This window comes from Aureimonas sp. AU40, assembly GCF_001463785.1.
Lineage (GTDB): Bacteria > Pseudomonadota > Alphaproteobacteria > Rhizobiales > Rhizobiaceae > Aureimonas.
Window position 1 is genome coordinate 41,170 of record NZ_BBWL01000044.1, and the last position, 15,016, is coordinate 56,185.

At 66.9% G+C, this 15,016-nt stretch carries 11 protein-coding genes; 4 read left to right on the plus strand and 7 right to left on the minus strand.

Going from position 1 to position 15,016, the window contains the following annotated elements:
* Positions 1–118: 118 nt before the first annotated feature.
* The 7 genes from AUL32_RS17290 to AUL32_RS17320 all read right to left on the minus strand — a co-directional run bounded on the left by AUL32_RS17290 (position 119) and on the right by AUL32_RS17320 (position 8,161).
* Positions 119–850, minus strand: a complete 732-nt coding sequence (locus AUL32_RS17290; RefSeq protein ID WP_062117612.1) for an SDR family oxidoreductase — start codon at positions 848–850, stop codon at positions 119–121.
* 44 nt (positions 851–894) lie between these two features.
* Positions 895–1,866 (minus strand): ABC transporter permease, encoded by a 972-nt coding sequence (locus AUL32_RS17295; RefSeq protein WP_061978358.1) that lies wholly within the window; start codon positions 1,864–1,866, stop codon positions 895–897.
* Positions 1,856–3,358 (minus strand): sugar ABC transporter ATP-binding protein, encoded by a 1,503-nt coding sequence (locus AUL32_RS17300; RefSeq protein WP_062117616.1) that lies wholly within the window; start codon positions 3,356–3,358, stop codon positions 1,856–1,858. Before AUL32_RS17300 ends, AUL32_RS17295 begins: the two co-directional genes overlap by 11 nt.
* Before the next feature lie 58 nt (positions 3,359–3,416).
* Positions 3,417–4,304: an ABC transporter substrate-binding protein gene (locus tag AUL32_RS17305; protein WP_374700964.1), complete on the minus strand. Its 888-nt coding sequence runs from the start codon at positions 4,302–4,304 to the stop codon at positions 3,417–3,419.
* 126 nt (positions 4,305–4,430) lie between these two features.
* Positions 4,431–5,312: an AraC family transcriptional regulator gene (locus AUL32_RS17310; protein WP_062117620.1), complete on the minus strand. Its 882-nt coding sequence runs from the start codon at positions 5,310–5,312 to the stop codon at positions 4,431–4,433.
* A 414-nt stretch (positions 5,313–5,726) separates the two neighbouring features.
* Positions 5,727–7,655 carry a putative bifunctional diguanylate cyclase/phosphodiesterase gene (locus AUL32_RS17315; protein WP_192847481.1) on the minus strand — a complete coding sequence of 643 codons (1,929 nt, stop codon included), beginning with the start codon at positions 7,653–7,655 and terminating at the stop codon, positions 5,727–5,729.
* Between the two features lie 11 nt (positions 7,656–7,666).
* On the minus strand, positions 7,667–8,161 hold the full coding sequence (locus AUL32_RS17320; protein WP_062117626.1) for a hypothetical protein: 495 nt from the start codon (positions 8,159–8,161) through the stop codon (positions 7,667–7,669).
* 423 nt (positions 8,162–8,584) lie between these two features.
* On the opposite strand from AUL32_RS17320, the gene AUL32_RS17325 reads away from it, so the two are divergent.
* From AUL32_RS17325 to AUL32_RS17340, 4 genes are read left to right on the plus strand one after another with little or no spacing between them, the layout of a single operon-like run.
* Positions 8,585–10,207: an FAD-dependent oxidoreductase gene (locus tag AUL32_RS17325; protein WP_062117629.1), complete on the plus strand. Its 1,623-nt coding sequence runs from the start codon at positions 8,585–8,587 to the stop codon at positions 10,205–10,207.
* Entirely contained in the window at positions 10,204–11,745 is a 1,542-nt protein-coding gene (gene zwf, locus AUL32_RS17330) for a glucose-6-phosphate dehydrogenase (protein ID WP_062117631.1), read from the plus strand. The genes AUL32_RS17325 and zwf overlap by 4 nt, the downstream gene beginning before the upstream one ends.
* On the plus strand, positions 11,742–14,426 hold the full coding sequence (locus AUL32_RS17335; protein ID WP_062117634.1) for an MGH1-like glycoside hydrolase domain-containing protein: 2,685 nt from the start codon (positions 11,742–11,744) through the stop codon (positions 14,424–14,426). Before zwf ends, AUL32_RS17335 begins: the two co-directional genes overlap by 4 nt.
* Entirely contained in the window at positions 14,423–14,998 is a 576-nt protein-coding gene (locus AUL32_RS17340; protein ID WP_062117637.1) for a DedA family protein, read from the plus strand. Before AUL32_RS17335 ends, AUL32_RS17340 begins: the two co-directional genes overlap by 4 nt.
* Positions 14,999–15,016 lie beyond the last annotated feature (18 nt).

Here is a 15,016-nt window from a genome sequence, read left to right on the forward strand (position 1 = left end):
CCGCCGTGGACTTCGTCGCGAATGCTCGCCGATGCCCCCGGCATCGACTGCGCTTCGCTCCTCGTCCCCGACGGACATCCCTCGACCATCCTCCGCCCAGAGATTTTGTTAGGTGCTCTTAGACGCGGTCGAAATTGGTCGGCAAGACGATCATGTCGCGGATCGTCACGGTGCGCTTGCGCGTCAGCATGTAGACGATCGCGTCCGCCACTTCGCTCGGGTCGATCAGGCTGCCCGACTCCTTGGCCTTGCGCAGGTTCTCCTCCGGCCAGTCGGCGAGGAGGGCCGAGACGACGGGGCCGGGCGAGACCTGGCCGACGCGCACGCCATGCGGGATCATCTGCCGGCGCATGGTCTGCACGAAGCAGGTGACGGCCCATTTGGACGAGGCGTAGACCGGCTCCCAATAGGTGGGATAATGGCCGGCGATGGAGCAGGTGACGATGATGTCGCCGGTCTTGCGCTCCGTCATGTGCGGCACGACGGCGTGGACGTTCTTGATCACGGCGTTGACGTTGAGGTTCAGCATCTTGTCGATGGCCTCGGGTGTCGTCTCCGTCAGATCGCCGCCGATATAGGTGCCGGCATTGCAGTAGAGAATGTCGATGTGATCGACCTTCTGGAGGATCTCCGGCACCATGGCGGTGCAGCTCTCCGCGTCGAGAAGGTTGGTGACCTGCGCGACGGCGCGGTCGCCGAGTTCGGCCACCAGATCGTTCAGCGCCGTCTCGTTCCAGTCCACCATCACGACCGTCGCGCCCTCGCCGAGCAAGGCCCTGGTGGTGGCGAGGCCGATCCCCGAGGCGGCCCCGGTGATGACGGCGACTTTGCCGCTAAGCTGTTCCGACATTCTTTCTCTCCTGCTGATGCGTGTTTGGGGTTCGGGAGGGCCGGTCAGCGCCATTCGCGACCGATATAGATGGCCAAGAGGATGATGCCGCCCTTGATGACGTCCTGGAGGTAGGGGTTGATGCCCATGAGGTTCAGGCCGTTGTTGAGGATGCCGAGCAGCACCGCGCCGATCAGCGTGCCGAGGATCAGCCCGCGCCCGCCCGAGATCGCCGTGCCGCCCAGCACCACGGCGGCGATGGCGTCGAGCTCGAAGCCGATGCCGGCATTGGGCTGGCCGCTCATCAGGCGCCCGGTCAGGATCACCGCCGCGAGCGAGGAGGTGAGGCCCGATATGGCGTAGACCGTAAGCTTCACCCGCCGCGTCTTGACGCCCGAAAGCTGCGCCGCCAGCTCGTTGCCGCCCAGCGCATAGACATGCCGCCCGAACCCCGTGCGCTGCAGGAGAACGAAGGCGATCGCGTAGATCACCACCATGATGATGACGGGCACCGGCACGATGCCGACCCGGCCGATCCCGAACCAGGAAATCCAGCTTGGAATGCCCGAAACGGGATAGCCGCCGGAATAGATGAGGGCGAGGCCGCGTGCCATGCCCATGGTCGCCAGCGTCACGATGATCGCCGGCATGCGGCCCCAGGCGACGAGGAAGCCGTTGGCAAGGCCGATGCCGAGACCCAGCGCGAGGCCGAGCGGCAGCGCGGCTGCGGCGGGCAGGCCCGAATTGACGATGAGCCCCGCCGACACCGTGCCGACCAGCGCCATCACCGCGCCGACCGAAAGGTCGATGCCCCCGGTCAGGATGACGAAGGTCATGCCGACGGCGAGAACCGCGACGATCGAGACCTGCCGCAGCACGTTGAAGAGATTGCTGACGGAAAAGAAATTGTCGCTCGCCAGCCCCATCAGGCAGGAGACGACCACAAGGCCCGCCAGCGGCAGGACGAGCGGCGAATGGAGAAAGGACCCGAAATTGGCGCGCCAGTCGCGGCTGGTCGCCTGTGCTTCAATCGACATGTTCGACCCTCCCGGTCGTAGCAAAGGTCATGATCTGTTCGGCATTGATCGCTTCGCCCTCGACGGTGGCGACGATGGCGCCGGAGCGGAAGACGCAGACGCGGTCGCTCATCCCGATGACCTCCGGCAGTTCGGACGAGATCATGATGATCCCATGCCCCTCCGCCGCGAAGGCGCGCATCAGCGTGTAGATCTCGGCCTTGGCGCCGACATCGATGCCGCGCGTCGGCTCGTCGAAGATGAGAACCTTCATCTGATGGTTGAGCCAGCGGGCGATGACCACCTTCTGCTGGTTGCCGCCCGACAGCGTGTCGACGCGCGCATGCGGCCCCTGCGCCTTGACGCGCACCTGACCCATGGCGGCCTCGGTCGCGGCCACCTCGCGCTTGCGGTCGATGAACCAGTGGTTCCGGCGGTACTTGCCGTAATTGTTGAGCGAGATGTTCTGCAGGATCGAGAAGGAGGTGATGAGCCCCTGTTCTTTCCGACTTTCCGGCAGGAGGCCGATGCCCTGCGCCAGCGCCTCGTCCGGCCCCGACAGGCGCGCCTTGCGCCCGTCGATCTCGAGTTCGCAGCGCGCGGCCGAATGGGCGCCGAGCATGGCGAGCACGGTCTCGGTGCGGCCCGAGCCGACGAGGCCGGCAAAGCCCAGGATCTCGCCGCGCCGCAGCTGGAAGCGCGAGACCGGCCCGCCCTTCTTCAGCTGAATTGCCTCCACCGCCAGCATGAGCGGGGCGTTCGCGTCGCGCGCGGGCTTTGGCGGAAAGTTCTGTTCCAGCCGGCGGCCGACCATCATCTCCACCAGCCGGTCGTTGTCGATTTCGCTGACGGCGCATTCGGCGACGAATTGCCCGTCCCGCAACACGGTGATCCGGTCGCAGATCTCGAAGATTTCCTCCAGATGATGCGAGATGAAGACCACGGCGACGCCCTGGCGGCGCAGCTCGCGCATGACCTTGAAGAGATGTTCGGTCTCGGACGGGGTGAGCGTTGCGGTCGGCTCGTCCAGCACCAGGATGCGCGCGTCGAGAAGAAGCGCCTTTGCGATCTCGACGAATTGCTGCTGGGCGACCGAGAGCCGGTTCACCGGCACGCCCAGCGGCACCTCGACGCCGAGCCGGGCCATGACCTCGCCCGCCCGCATTCGCATGGCGCGCCGGTCGAGCAGCCGCAGAGGGCCACGGATCTCCCGCGCCAGAAACATGTTCTCGACCGCGTTCATATGCGGGATCAGGCTGAATTCCTGGAAGACGATGCCGATGCCGGCCTCGATCGCCTGATCGTAGTCGGCGAACTGGCGCAGCTCGCCGTCGATGCGGATCGTGCCCTCGTTGGGCTTCAGAATGCCGCAGAGGATCTTCATGAGGGTCGACTTGCCGGCGCCGTTCTCGCCGAGCAGCGCATGGACCTCGCCGGCGCGAACCGTCAGGTCGATGCCATGCAGGACCTCGATGCGGCCGAAGCTCTTCTTGATTCCCCGAAGTTCCAGCATGTTCGCTCCCATCGTCTCGAAGGGTCCCCGCCGCTCCCACGGCGAGGACCCGAGAGTTCTACCAGCTGAAGTCGGCGGCGTTCTTGGAGTCCACGACGCGCACGTCGATCGGCACTTCCTTGGGCACCACGCGCGCGCCCCACTTCTGCGCCAGCGCCATGGCGAGGCCGACGCGGACCTGATCGCGCGGGAACTGCGCGGTGGTCTCGATGAAGGGCGTGCCGTCGGCCACCGCCTTCACCGCTTCCGGCGCGCCGTCCACCGAGGTCAGCTTGATGTCGCGGCCCGAGCCTTGGATGGCGGCGAGCGCGCCCATGGCGCCGCCGTCGTTCACCGAGAAGATGCCGGCGAGGTTGGGGTGCGATTGGATCATGTTCTCGACGACGCCGAGCGCGACCGAGCGGTCCTGGCGGCCGTTCTGCGTGTCCACCAGCTTGATGCCGGAGAACTCGCCGAGCGCGGCCTTGCAGCCCTCGACGCGCTGCAGGATCGGGATCACCGGGATGCCGTCGAGAATGGCGACCTCGCCCTGGCCCTTCAGCGACTCGCCGAGATACTTGCAGGACATGTAGCCGGCGTCGCGGTTCTTGGAGCCGACGAACGTGTCCACCGGGCCGTTGGCATTGGCGTCCACCGCCACGACGATGACGTTCTGCGCTTTCGCCGCCTGCACGGCGGCCTCGATGCCGGCGCTGTCGGTCGGGTTGAGCAGGAGAATGTCGATCTTCTGCTGCAGCATGTCCTCGACGTCGGAGATCTGCTTGGCGACGTCATGGCCGGCGTCGGTGACGACCACATCGGCGCCGATGCTGGCGGCGGCCTCCTTCAGCGCCTCCTGCATGGAAACGAAGTAAGGGTTGTTCAGCTCCTGGAACGTCATTCCGATCTTGAGCTTGGGCGCGGTCTGCGCGCTGGCGGGCACCATGGAGGCGGCAAGGGCCGCCATGGACACGGCGAGAAGGGTCGATCGAAGCATGTTAAGTCCTCCCGGGCTTGGTTTGCGGACGCGTCCGCTCGTTTCCGGCAGCGTGAAGCTGCGGATGGGTGAAGGTCGGTGGCTGGAGGCCGGCGGTCAGCTGGCCGTGGCGAAAGCCTCGTTGGCCGCGAAACTGGCGCGAAACTGCGAGGGCGAGAGGCCCTTCAGCTTCAGGAAATGGCGGTTGAAATTGGAGAGGTTGGAAAAGCCGACCTCGAAGCAGATGCTGGCGATCGAGGCATTGGGCTCGGTCAGGAGCATCTGGCAGGCGAGGTCGATGCGAAGCTGGTTGCGGTAGCGCACCAGGGTCGTGCCGGTGTGGCGCTTGAAGGCGCGCGAGAAGACGCTGGGGCTCTGGCCGACGATTTCGGCGAGATCGCCTTCCTCGACGCTCTGCGTGAGATGCTCGCGCAGATGCGCCAGCGCCCGGTTGATGCCGCTGTCCTTGGTCTGCGACAGATTGGGCTCGAAGCTGAGGCTGGCCAGGACCTCGTGCTCGCCGGCCTGGAGATGGTCGAGGACTTCCCAGAACAGGGCGATGCGCCTCAGGCCCTGCGCGTCCACCAGCCGGCGCATGAGGGGCGTCACGGCGGCGCTGGTGGCGTCGTCGAACAGGAGCCCGCGCCGCGAGCGCTCCAGAAGCGGGCGCAGCGCCTGCATCTCGGCGATGGCGCCGCTCGCCCCTTCGATGAAGCTCTCGGGAAACTGCACGACGATGGTGCGCACCGGAACGCTATCGCCCTCGGCGATGTCGCTGATCCAGTTCTGCGGCAGATTGGGGCCGGTCATGATGAGCTGGCCGGGCGAGAACCGGCCGGCGAAGTCGCCGATATAGTAGCGGCCGGAGGTCGCGACGACGAGGTGGATCTCGTATTCGGGGTGGTAGTGCCAGCGCACGGTGCGGAACGGATAGCCGTGCATCCAGGCCGCGAAGGACTCGCCCTTGCGAATATGCACGAGTTCCAGATCAGGCTGCATGACCGCGTTCCTCCCCAGCCGCGTCGCCCCTTTCGGGCCTGTCGAGCCGCGAGGTCTCCCAACCTGCGGGTCCGAACGATCGGCAAGGGGACCATAGGGCCAGCTGTTGCCGGGCCGCTACATCGGGACGATCAAGACATCGATACTTTTTTGGCCGATCGGGGTCGAAAAAGCGGGAAGAGGGCTTCGCATCGTTCGAGCAGGCGAGGCCGCATCCCATACGGCAGGCGGCTTTGCCCGTGCTATTTCGGGCGGTTGCGAAGACAAACTGGTGGTAAGGGGCCTAAGAGTTTTTCTGAGAGCGAAAACGCAACTGCAAAAATCGGGCACTTTCGCCTTGTACTTTTTCGCAACTGCGTTGCCCCAGGCTGCTTGGTTAGGGCGGGCGCGAAAGCGAGGGGCGCGCGGCGGGTTTCAGATCATCGCCATCAGGGCCTCGGCCGGGCCCTGCTCGCGCTCCGGCTTGGGCCGCGCCGACGTCCGCCGCGCCTCGGCCTCGATCCGAGCCAGCGAGGCCTCGGGCGAGAGTGGCCTGTCGAAGAGATAGCCCTGGCCCTGGTGGCTTCCGGCGGAGGCGACGATCTGGCGATGCTCTTCCGTCTCGACGCCTTCGGCGACGATGGTGAGGTTCAGCCGGCGCGCGAGATCGCAGGTCCCCGCGATGATGGCGATGCCTTCCTCTCGATGCGACCTGCTGCGCAGGAAGGACTGGTCGATCTTGATCTTGTCGAAGGGAAAGCGCCGGAGATAGCTGAGCGAGGCATAGCCCGTGCCGAAATCGTCCAGCGAGATGCGGCAGCCCATGGCCCGCAGTGCGTGAAGCACGGCGAGCGCCCGCTCGTCGTTCTCGATCAGCGTGCTTTCGGTGATTTCGATTTCCAGGCGCTCGGGCTCCAGCCCATGCCGGGCAAGGCTCGCGGTCGTGTGCTGCACCAAGAGAGGATCCACCAGCTGGTCGGCCGAGACGTTGACCGCGACGAAGGTTTCGGTGGGGAAGCGCGCCGCCTGCCGGCAAGCCTCCTCGATCACCCAAAGGCCGACCATGGCGATCTGGCCGCTTTCCTCCGCCACGGGAATGAACTCGACCGGTGAGATCAGGCCGAGCTCGTGGTGCTGCCAGCGCAGCAACGCCTCGAAGCCGCAGGTGAGACCGGTCGAGAGATCGACGATCGGCTGGAACAGGAGGAAGAACTCGCCGCGCGCGATCGCCTCCCGCATGCCGTTCTGAAGCGCCTGTCGCCGGCCCAGATGCTGGTTCATCTCGGGGCGGAAGACGACGAAGCGGTTGCGCCCCGCCGCCTTCGCCTCGTAGAGCGCGATGTCGGCATGTTTGAACAGGCACGTGCCTTGGTGCAGCCCCGCCCCACCGGAGCTGAGGCCGAGCGTGACATGCGAGCGAACCTGCCGGTCCTCGATGTCGAACGGGCTGCGGACCTGCTCCAGGATGCGCTCGCAGCAGGCGATGCTCCGGGCCTCGGCGTCCGATCCGCGATAGAGAACCGCGAACTCGTCCCCTCCGATGCGCGCGATCATCGCCGCGTCCCCGCAGGCCCAGCGCAGGCGCTGGGACAGCTCGATCAGCAGCTTGTCGCCCGCCGCGTGGCCGAACGTGTCGTTCAGCGTCTTGAAGTGATCGACGTCGAGCAGGATCATCGTCTGATCCTCGCCTTCGCCCTGGCGCAAGGCGTGGCTGAAGGCGAAGCGGTTGGCGATGCCGGTCAGCCAGTCGGTGCGCACGATCCTGTCGAGATGCGCGTTCTGCCGCAAGACGACCACCATCAGCCCCGCGCCGAACAGGACGAGAGACAGGGTCACGCAGCAAATCGCCGCGAAGATGACGATCAGCCAGTTCTGGTTGCTCTGGATCTCGTTGCTGGCCTGGCTGTGCGCCTGGCCGGCGAGGCGAAGCACCGGGCCGACGAAGGGCCGGAGCTGGTCGATGGTGAGGGTCAGCATCGTCGGGTCGGGCAGCTGCGCGATCAGGGGGGCCAGGGCCAGCACCTCCCGCTGGAGGCTCCCCAGAACCTTGCCCTGCGCCGATTTGGGGTCGACGCGATTGATCGTGACGATGCTCAGCCGGTTGACCAGAATGGCGTAGCGGAACCGAACCTCCTCGATCGAGCCCTCTCCCCGGCTTTCCTCCAGCGCCAGCTGCAGGCGCATCAGCTCCGCCGCCGTCTGCCCGAAGTCGAAGGTCGTGTTGTAGCGCGAGGCCTCCATGATCCGGCGCTGATAGGTATAGGCGAGGAGGGAGCTCGCGACGGCCGCGAGCGCCAGCACGGCGGTGATGACGGTGAGCCAGAGCTTGAGCCGGCGGCACCGGGCCGCGGACCTGCGGAACATTCGACCGGCGATCATTCGATGTTGACCTCCGCCAGCTGCCAGACGGCCTGGGCATAGTAGCTGCGGCGCTGCAGATCGCTGCGCCGATCGAAGGGGAACATCAGGAAGACCGGTCCCTTGTCCGCGATCGTCATGACCCGGCCGTTCTGGCGCGTGGCCAGCAGCGCCTCGGCATTCACCATGTCGGTGCGGTCCGCCTCGGCCTCGTAGTCGTTGAGGGCCACGAGATGGAGTTTGTCGCCGGTGATGCCGCTGGCCGCGAGGCAGTCTTGCAGCGAGACGCCGCTGAACTCTACGACGCCCTCGGTCCAGGGCGTCGAGGTGCGAAAGCTCGTCTGCGGCAGGGCGTCCATGTCGGCCAAGTCGAGAGGGACCGTGATACTCGCGCCGTTCGAACGACCGCTCAGCGTGAGGATCGCGGTCTTGGCGAAGGCGGGCGTCCAAGCGGAGCCGCTCGCAAGCGCCAAACTGGCCAGGGATTTCGCGAAGAGGCGGCGAGTCAGCATACGGAAGTTCCCAATCGTCAGGCCCAAAATAGCGCGAAAAATCTTACTATTGTGCGTAAAGCCACAGTCAAAAAGTCGGTTTGCTTGGATGCGTGTGCTCCGGCGAATGAATCAAGCCGACCGGGCGACTGGAGTAGCGCAGTGTTTCAGTGCGGCAAGATGATTTTTGCAATTTTTATGAGGGATCGGAGGGTAATCCATCGACGCTCAACAGTCGTAATTAGAACTTAGACTTGAAAGGGACGCCGCTCAGCCTCGCCCCCGGTCCGGGCGCCGCCCCGTTTCCTTGCTTCAAGTTCGATCCAGGGGCCGCGCGTTTCTCCAGGAGGCGCGGCGGCGCGTGAACAAATGGTCATGCGGCGGCAGGGAACGCCCTGCCGGCTGGGGCTTTTAGGGACGACCTGAACCAAGCGCGGGCTCCTCATGATCGAAGATCGCTATGACGTCGTCATCATCGGCTCCGGGCCCGGAGGCGGGACGATGGCCTGGAAGCTGGCTGAGACCGGCAAGCGCATCCTGCTCGTGGAACGCGGCGACTATCTCAAGCGCGAGCGCGCGAACTGGGACACGAACGAGGTCTTCGCCAAGGGCCGCTATCAGGTGGACGAGACCTGGGCCTCGTCCGACGGGGCGACGTTCAAGCCGGGCCTTCACTACTTCGTCGGCGGCAATTCCAAGGTCTATGGCGCCGTGCTTCTGCGGCTGCGGGTCGAGGATTTCGACGCCGTGCGCCATTCCGGCGGCGTCGCGCCGGAATGGCCGGTGAAATACGACGAGTTCGAACCCTATTATCAGGCGGCAGAGGAGCTGTTCGAGGTTCGCGGCGCGCGGGGCGAGGACCCGACCGAGCCGCCCGCTCCCAAGCCCTACAAGCACGCTTCGATCCGTCACGAGCCGCGCATCCAGAAACTCTCCGACGACTGGGCGCGGGAGGGGCTGCATCCGTTTCACCTGCCGATGGGCGCGCTTCTCGACCAGGACGAGACGGGGGCCGCGACGCCGCATTCGCCCCTCCTGCGCTGCGACCCGTTCGATGGCTATCCCAGCCTGACCAACGGCAAGTCGGATGCCCAGATCATCTGCGTCGATCCGGCTCTTGCCGCGCATCCGAACCTGACGCTGCTGAAGAACGCCTATGTCGAGCGCCTGACGACCGACGCCTCGGGCGGCTCCGTTACCGGGGTCGAGACGATCGTGGAGGGGCGCCGGCACACGATCCGGGGCGACATCGTGGTGGTGGCCTGCGGCGCGCTGTCTTCGGCGCTGCTGCTCCTGCGCTCGCCAAGCGACCGGCATCCCGATGGGCTCGCCAATCGCTCGGGGCTGGTCGGGCGCAACTACATGCGCCACAACAACGCGACGGTTCTGGCCATATCGCGCGATCCCAACCCGACCGAGTTCCAGAAGACGTTGGGCCTCAACGACTTCTACCACGCTCATGCGAAGTCGCCGCTCAACCCGTTCGAGTTTCCGCTCGGCCATATCCAGATGGTCGGCAAGTCGGACGGCACGCAGGTCGAGGTGGAGGGGCTGCCGCCCTTCCTCCATTGGCTGCCCGAAAAGCCCTTCGACTGGATCGCCCGGCATTCGATCGACTTCTGGCTGACCTCGGAAGACCTGCCGCTGCCGGAGAACCGCGTCCACTACCGCAACGGGCAGGTCCATCTCGATCTCACCGAAAGCAACATGGACGGCCACCGCCAGCTTCGCGAGATGCTGCGCCGGATTTGCGACAAGGCCGACATTCATCCGCATCTGATGGATCGCACGCTCTATCTCGGCAAGGACACGCCAATCGGCGGCACGGCGCACCAGGCGGGCACGCTGCGCTTCGGCGAAGACCCGGCGACGGCGGTGCTCGACCGCGACTGCCGCGCCCATGGGATCGACAATCTCTATGTCACCGACGCCAGCTTCTTTCCCTCGATCGGCGCGGTGAATCCGACCCTCACCATCATTGCCAACGCGCTGCGCGTCGCCGACACTGTCGCCGCCCGCCTCGGCGCCCGTGCTCCCGCCGTTTCATCCCCTGAGGTCTCGTCATGACGCCGTCCCCCACCGCCGCCTGCGCGGCCGCGCCGCCCTGCACGCTGGTCATCTTCGGCGCGGCGGGCGATCTGACCAAGCGCCTGCTCGTGCCCTCGCTCTACGATCTCGCCGCCGCCGGGCTCTTGGACGGCTCGATGCGCGTCCTTGGCGTCGACCGGGCCGATCTCACCGACGCGAGCTGGGCCGAGGGCATCACCCGGTCGCTGCACGAGCTCGCGGCCGATCCCGGCGCGGAGTTCAACGCCGGCACGATCCGCGACGAGGTCTGGAATCCGCTGCGCGCGCGCCTGTCCTATCTCAAGGGCGACATCACTGAGGCCTCGACGTTCGAGGCGCTGCGCGCCCATGTCTCGGGCAATGCCGTCTTCTATTGCGCGGTCTCCTCGCGCTTCTTCGCGCCCATCGCCGAAGGGCTCGGTCGTGTAGGGTTGCTCGAAGAAGGGGAGGGCGCGTTCCGACGTCTCGTGGTGGAGAAGCCCTTCGGCAGCGATCTCGCCTCCGCCCGCGCGCTCGACGCGGAGCTTCTGTCGGTGGCCGGGGAAAGCCAGATCTATCGGATCGACCATTTCCTCGGCAAGGAAACGGTGCAGGCGATCCTGGCGCTGCGCTTCGCCAACCGGATCTTCGAGCCCATCTGGTCGGCCGAACATATCGACCATGTCGAGATCACCGCCGCCGAGACGCTGGGCGTCGAGGGGCGCGGGCAGTTCTACGAGCAGGCGGGCGCGCTGCGCGACATGGTGCCGAACCATCTCTTCCAGCTTCTTTCGATGCTCGCCATGGAGCCGCCCGAGAGCTTCGCCGAGAAGCCGGTGCGCGATGCCAAGGCGAAGCTTCTGGCCGCCGTGCGGCCCGTGCAGCCGGGCGATGCCGTGCGCGGCCAGTACGGCGCGGGCGTCCTGAACGACGAGGCGCGCCCCGCCTACCGCGCCGAGCCGGATGTCGCCCCGAACAGCGAGACCGAGACCTATGCCGCGCTGAAGCTCACGATCGACGCGCCGCGCTGGGAGGGCGTGCCCTTCTACCTGCGCTCGGGCAAGCGCATGACGGCGCACCGCACCGAGATCGTCGTCACCTTCAAGCCCGCCTCGCATGCGCTGTTTGCCGAGGCCGACGGCGCCGCGCCCGCGCCCAACCGCCTGATCATCCAGATCGACGGCGAAAAGGGCCTGCGCACCGAACTGCAGACCAAGCGCCCTGGCCCCGGGCAGACGCTGGCGCCGGTGGCGGAAGTCTATCGCCACGACGACTTCTTCCGACGCACGCCCAATGTCGGCTACGAAATGCTTCTTCATGCCTGCATGAGCGGCGACGCCACGCTGTTTCAGCGCGCGGATTCGATCGAGTCCGCCTGGGCCGTGGTCGAGCCTCTGATCGAGGCCTGGGCCAAGGGCAGCCCGGAGCTTTATCCCGCCGGGTCGGACGGGCCGGCGGGCGCGGACGCGCTTCTGGCGCGCGACGGGCGGCGCTGGACCAAGCTCGGAGACGATCCCGACGCGCGCGTCGACGGGCCGGCGGCGGAGCCCGCCGCTTGAGCCCGCCATCGCCGCTCTTCGACACGATCGAGGGCCGGCGCCTGCGCGAGGCGGACGCCGCCGGCTGGCGCCAATGGGGCCCCTATCTCGCCGAGCGGCAGTGGGGAACCGTGCGCGAGGACTACAGCGCCGATGGCGACGCCTGGGCCTATCTGCCGCATGACCACGCCCGGTCGCGCGCCTATCGCTGGGGCGAGGACGGCATCGCCGGCTTCTGCGACGCGCACCAGCATTGGTGCCTGTCGCTCGCCCTGTGGAACGGGCGCGACCCCATCCTCAAGGAGCGCCTGTTCGGCCTCGCCAACGCGGAGGGCAATCACGGCGAGGACGTGAAGGAGGTCTGGTGGTATCTCGACGCCACGCCGACCCATTCCTACCAGCGGATGCTCTACCGCTACCCGCAAGGCGCCTTCCCCTATGCCGATCTTTTGGCCGAGAACGCGCGGCGCAAGGGTACGGACGCGCCGGAGTACGAGATATCCGACACCGGCCTCTTCGCCGAGCGGCGCTATTTCGACGTCGAGATCAGCTATGCCAAGCGCGGGGCCGACGACATCCTGATGCGTGTCAGCGTGCGCAATCGCGGGCCGGACGCGGCCCCGCTCCACGTTCTGCCGCAACTGGCGGCGCGCAATGTCTGGAGCTGGGGCGATCCCGGCGAAAAGCCCCTGCTTCGGGGCGAGGCGGACGGCTCCGTCTCCGCCGCGCATCCCGGCTTCGCGCCCCGGCGCTTCTCTGCGCTGCAGCCGGCACGCCTCCTGTTCTGTGAGAACGAGACCAACGGGCGCAGGCTTTACGGCGAGGGGCCGGACGGCGCCTTCAAGGACGCAATCGGCGACCATGTGCTCGGCGCCCGCGCGGCCGCCCTGCCGGACAGCGGCACCAAATGCGCGGTTCTTTCGGAACACAGGATCGAGCCGGACGAGCAGCTTGTGCTGCGCTATCACTGGTGCCCGGAGGGTGCGCCGCCGCTGGGCGTCGCCGGCTTCGACGCGCTCTTCGCCGCGCGTCTGGCGGAAGCCGACGAGTTCTATGCCGTGCTCCAGAAGGACATCGCCGACCCCGACGCGCGGCTGGTGCAGCGCCAGGCGCTGGGCGGTCTCCTCTGGTCCAAGCAGGTCTACCATTACGACGTGAAGCGCTGGCTGGACGGCGATCCCGGCGAGCCGACGCCGCCGGCCTCCCGCCTGTCCGGGCGCAATGCCGACTGGACGCATCTCGCCAATGCCGATGTCGTCCTGATGCCCGACAAGTGGGAATATCCCTGGTACGCCTCGTGGGACCTCGCCTTCCACACCATTACCGCCGCGCTGGTCGACCCCGCGCTCGCCAAGGCGCAGCTCCTGCTCCTGACGCGCGAATGGTACATGCATCCGAGCGGCCAGCTGCCGGCCTACGAATGGGCGTTCGGGGACGCCAACCCTCCGATCCACGCCTTCGCCGCGCTTCGCGTCTACCGCATGGACGAGGCGTTGACGGGGACGGCCGACCGGCCCTTTCTGGAGCGCGTCTTCCACAAGCTGATGATCAACTTCACCTGGTGGGTGAACCGCAAGGACGAGGCGGGGCGCAGCCTCTTCCAGGGCGGGTTTCTCGGGCTCGACAATATCGGCGTCTTCGACCGCTCCGCGCCGATCCCCGGCGGCGGCTTCGTCGAGCAGTCCGACGGCACGGCCTGGATGGCCATGTATGCGCTCAACCTCATGCGCATGGCGCTGGAACTGGCGCGCGAGAATCCCGTCTATGAGGATGTCGCGACGAAGTTCTTCGAGCATTTCCTCACCATCGCCTCCGCCATGACCCATGTCGGCGGCAGCGAGGCGGAGAAGGGGGCCTGCGGGCAGGGCCTCTGGAACGAGGAGGACGGCTTCTTCTACGACGCGCTGGTCCTGCCGGACGGCCGCGAGACGACGCTTCGCGTGCGCTCGCTGGTCGGGCTCATTCCGCTTTGTGCGGTGGAGGTGCTGGACGCCGACATCGCCCGCCGCCATCCAGGCTTCGCCGAGCGGCTCGGCTGGATGCTGCGGCACCGGCCCGATCTGACGCGCGAGGTCTCCCGCTTCGCCGAGCCCGGGAAGGACGAGCGGCTCCTCCTTTCGCTCCTGCGCCGGCAGCGGATGACGGCGCTGCTCGCCCGCATGCTGGACGAGAACGAGTTCCTTTCGCCGCACGGCCTGCGCTCGTTGTCCAAGGCGCACGCGGCGCACCCTTTCGCGCTCGATCTGGACGGCGCGCGCTACGAGGTCCGCTACGAGCCGGGCACCTCGGCGGCTGCCATTTTCGGCGGCAATTCCAACTGGCGCGGGCCGGTCTGGATGCCGCTCAACTTCATGCTGATCGAGGCACTCTTGGAGTTCGAACGCTTCTACGGCGAGTCCTTTCAGGTCGAATGTCCGGCGGGGTCCGGGCGCCCGATGGGGCTGAGGGAGATCAGCGACGAGATCGCGCGCCGCCTTTGCGCGCTGTTCCTGAAGGACGCGACTGGCCAGCGCCCCGCCATGGCGGACCCCGATCCCGACCCGAATGATGCCGACCGCGTGACCTTCAACGAGTTCTTTCACGGCGAAACCGGCCTCGGCCTCGGCGCCTCGCATCAGACCGGCTGGACGGCGCTGGTCGCCCTTCTGCTTCAGCCACGCCAGGTCGTGCGCGGCCAGGCCCTGCCGGTGTCGACGCCATGACGATCGAAAGCCTCGTCGCGCAGTTCGGACTTCCCGCGATCTTTCTCGGCGCCGGCTTCGAGGGGGAAACGGTCGCCATCCTCGCCGGGGTGATCGCCCATGCCGGGACGCTCAAGCTCTGGCAGGTCATGCTCGCCGTGGGTCTCGGCTCGTTCGCGGCCGACCAGATCTTCTTCTCCTGCGGGCGCTTCTTTCGCGAAACGCGCTTCGTGCGGCGCGTCAGCGCCAAGCCGTTCTTCGCACGGGCGCTGGCGGAGTTCGAGAAGCGGCCCGTGCTCTTCACCTTCGGCTTCCGCTTCGTCTACGGCTTTCGAACCGTCAGCCCGATCGCGATCGGAACGACGCGGCTTCCCGCGCTCCGCTTCCTCGCCATCAACGCGGCGGCGGCCACGGTCTGGGCGCTGGTTTTCGTGTCCGCCGGCTATTGGTTCGGCCACGGCATCGAGACGATTTTCGGCCATCTGAAGACGCATCACCGCCTTCTCGTCGGCGTCGCGGTGGCGCTCGTTGCGGTCTGCGCGCTCGCGGTCTGGACGCGGCTTCGATGGGCTTCCGGCGGTTCGCCTCCCTGATCCGCCGACCAGCCGTTC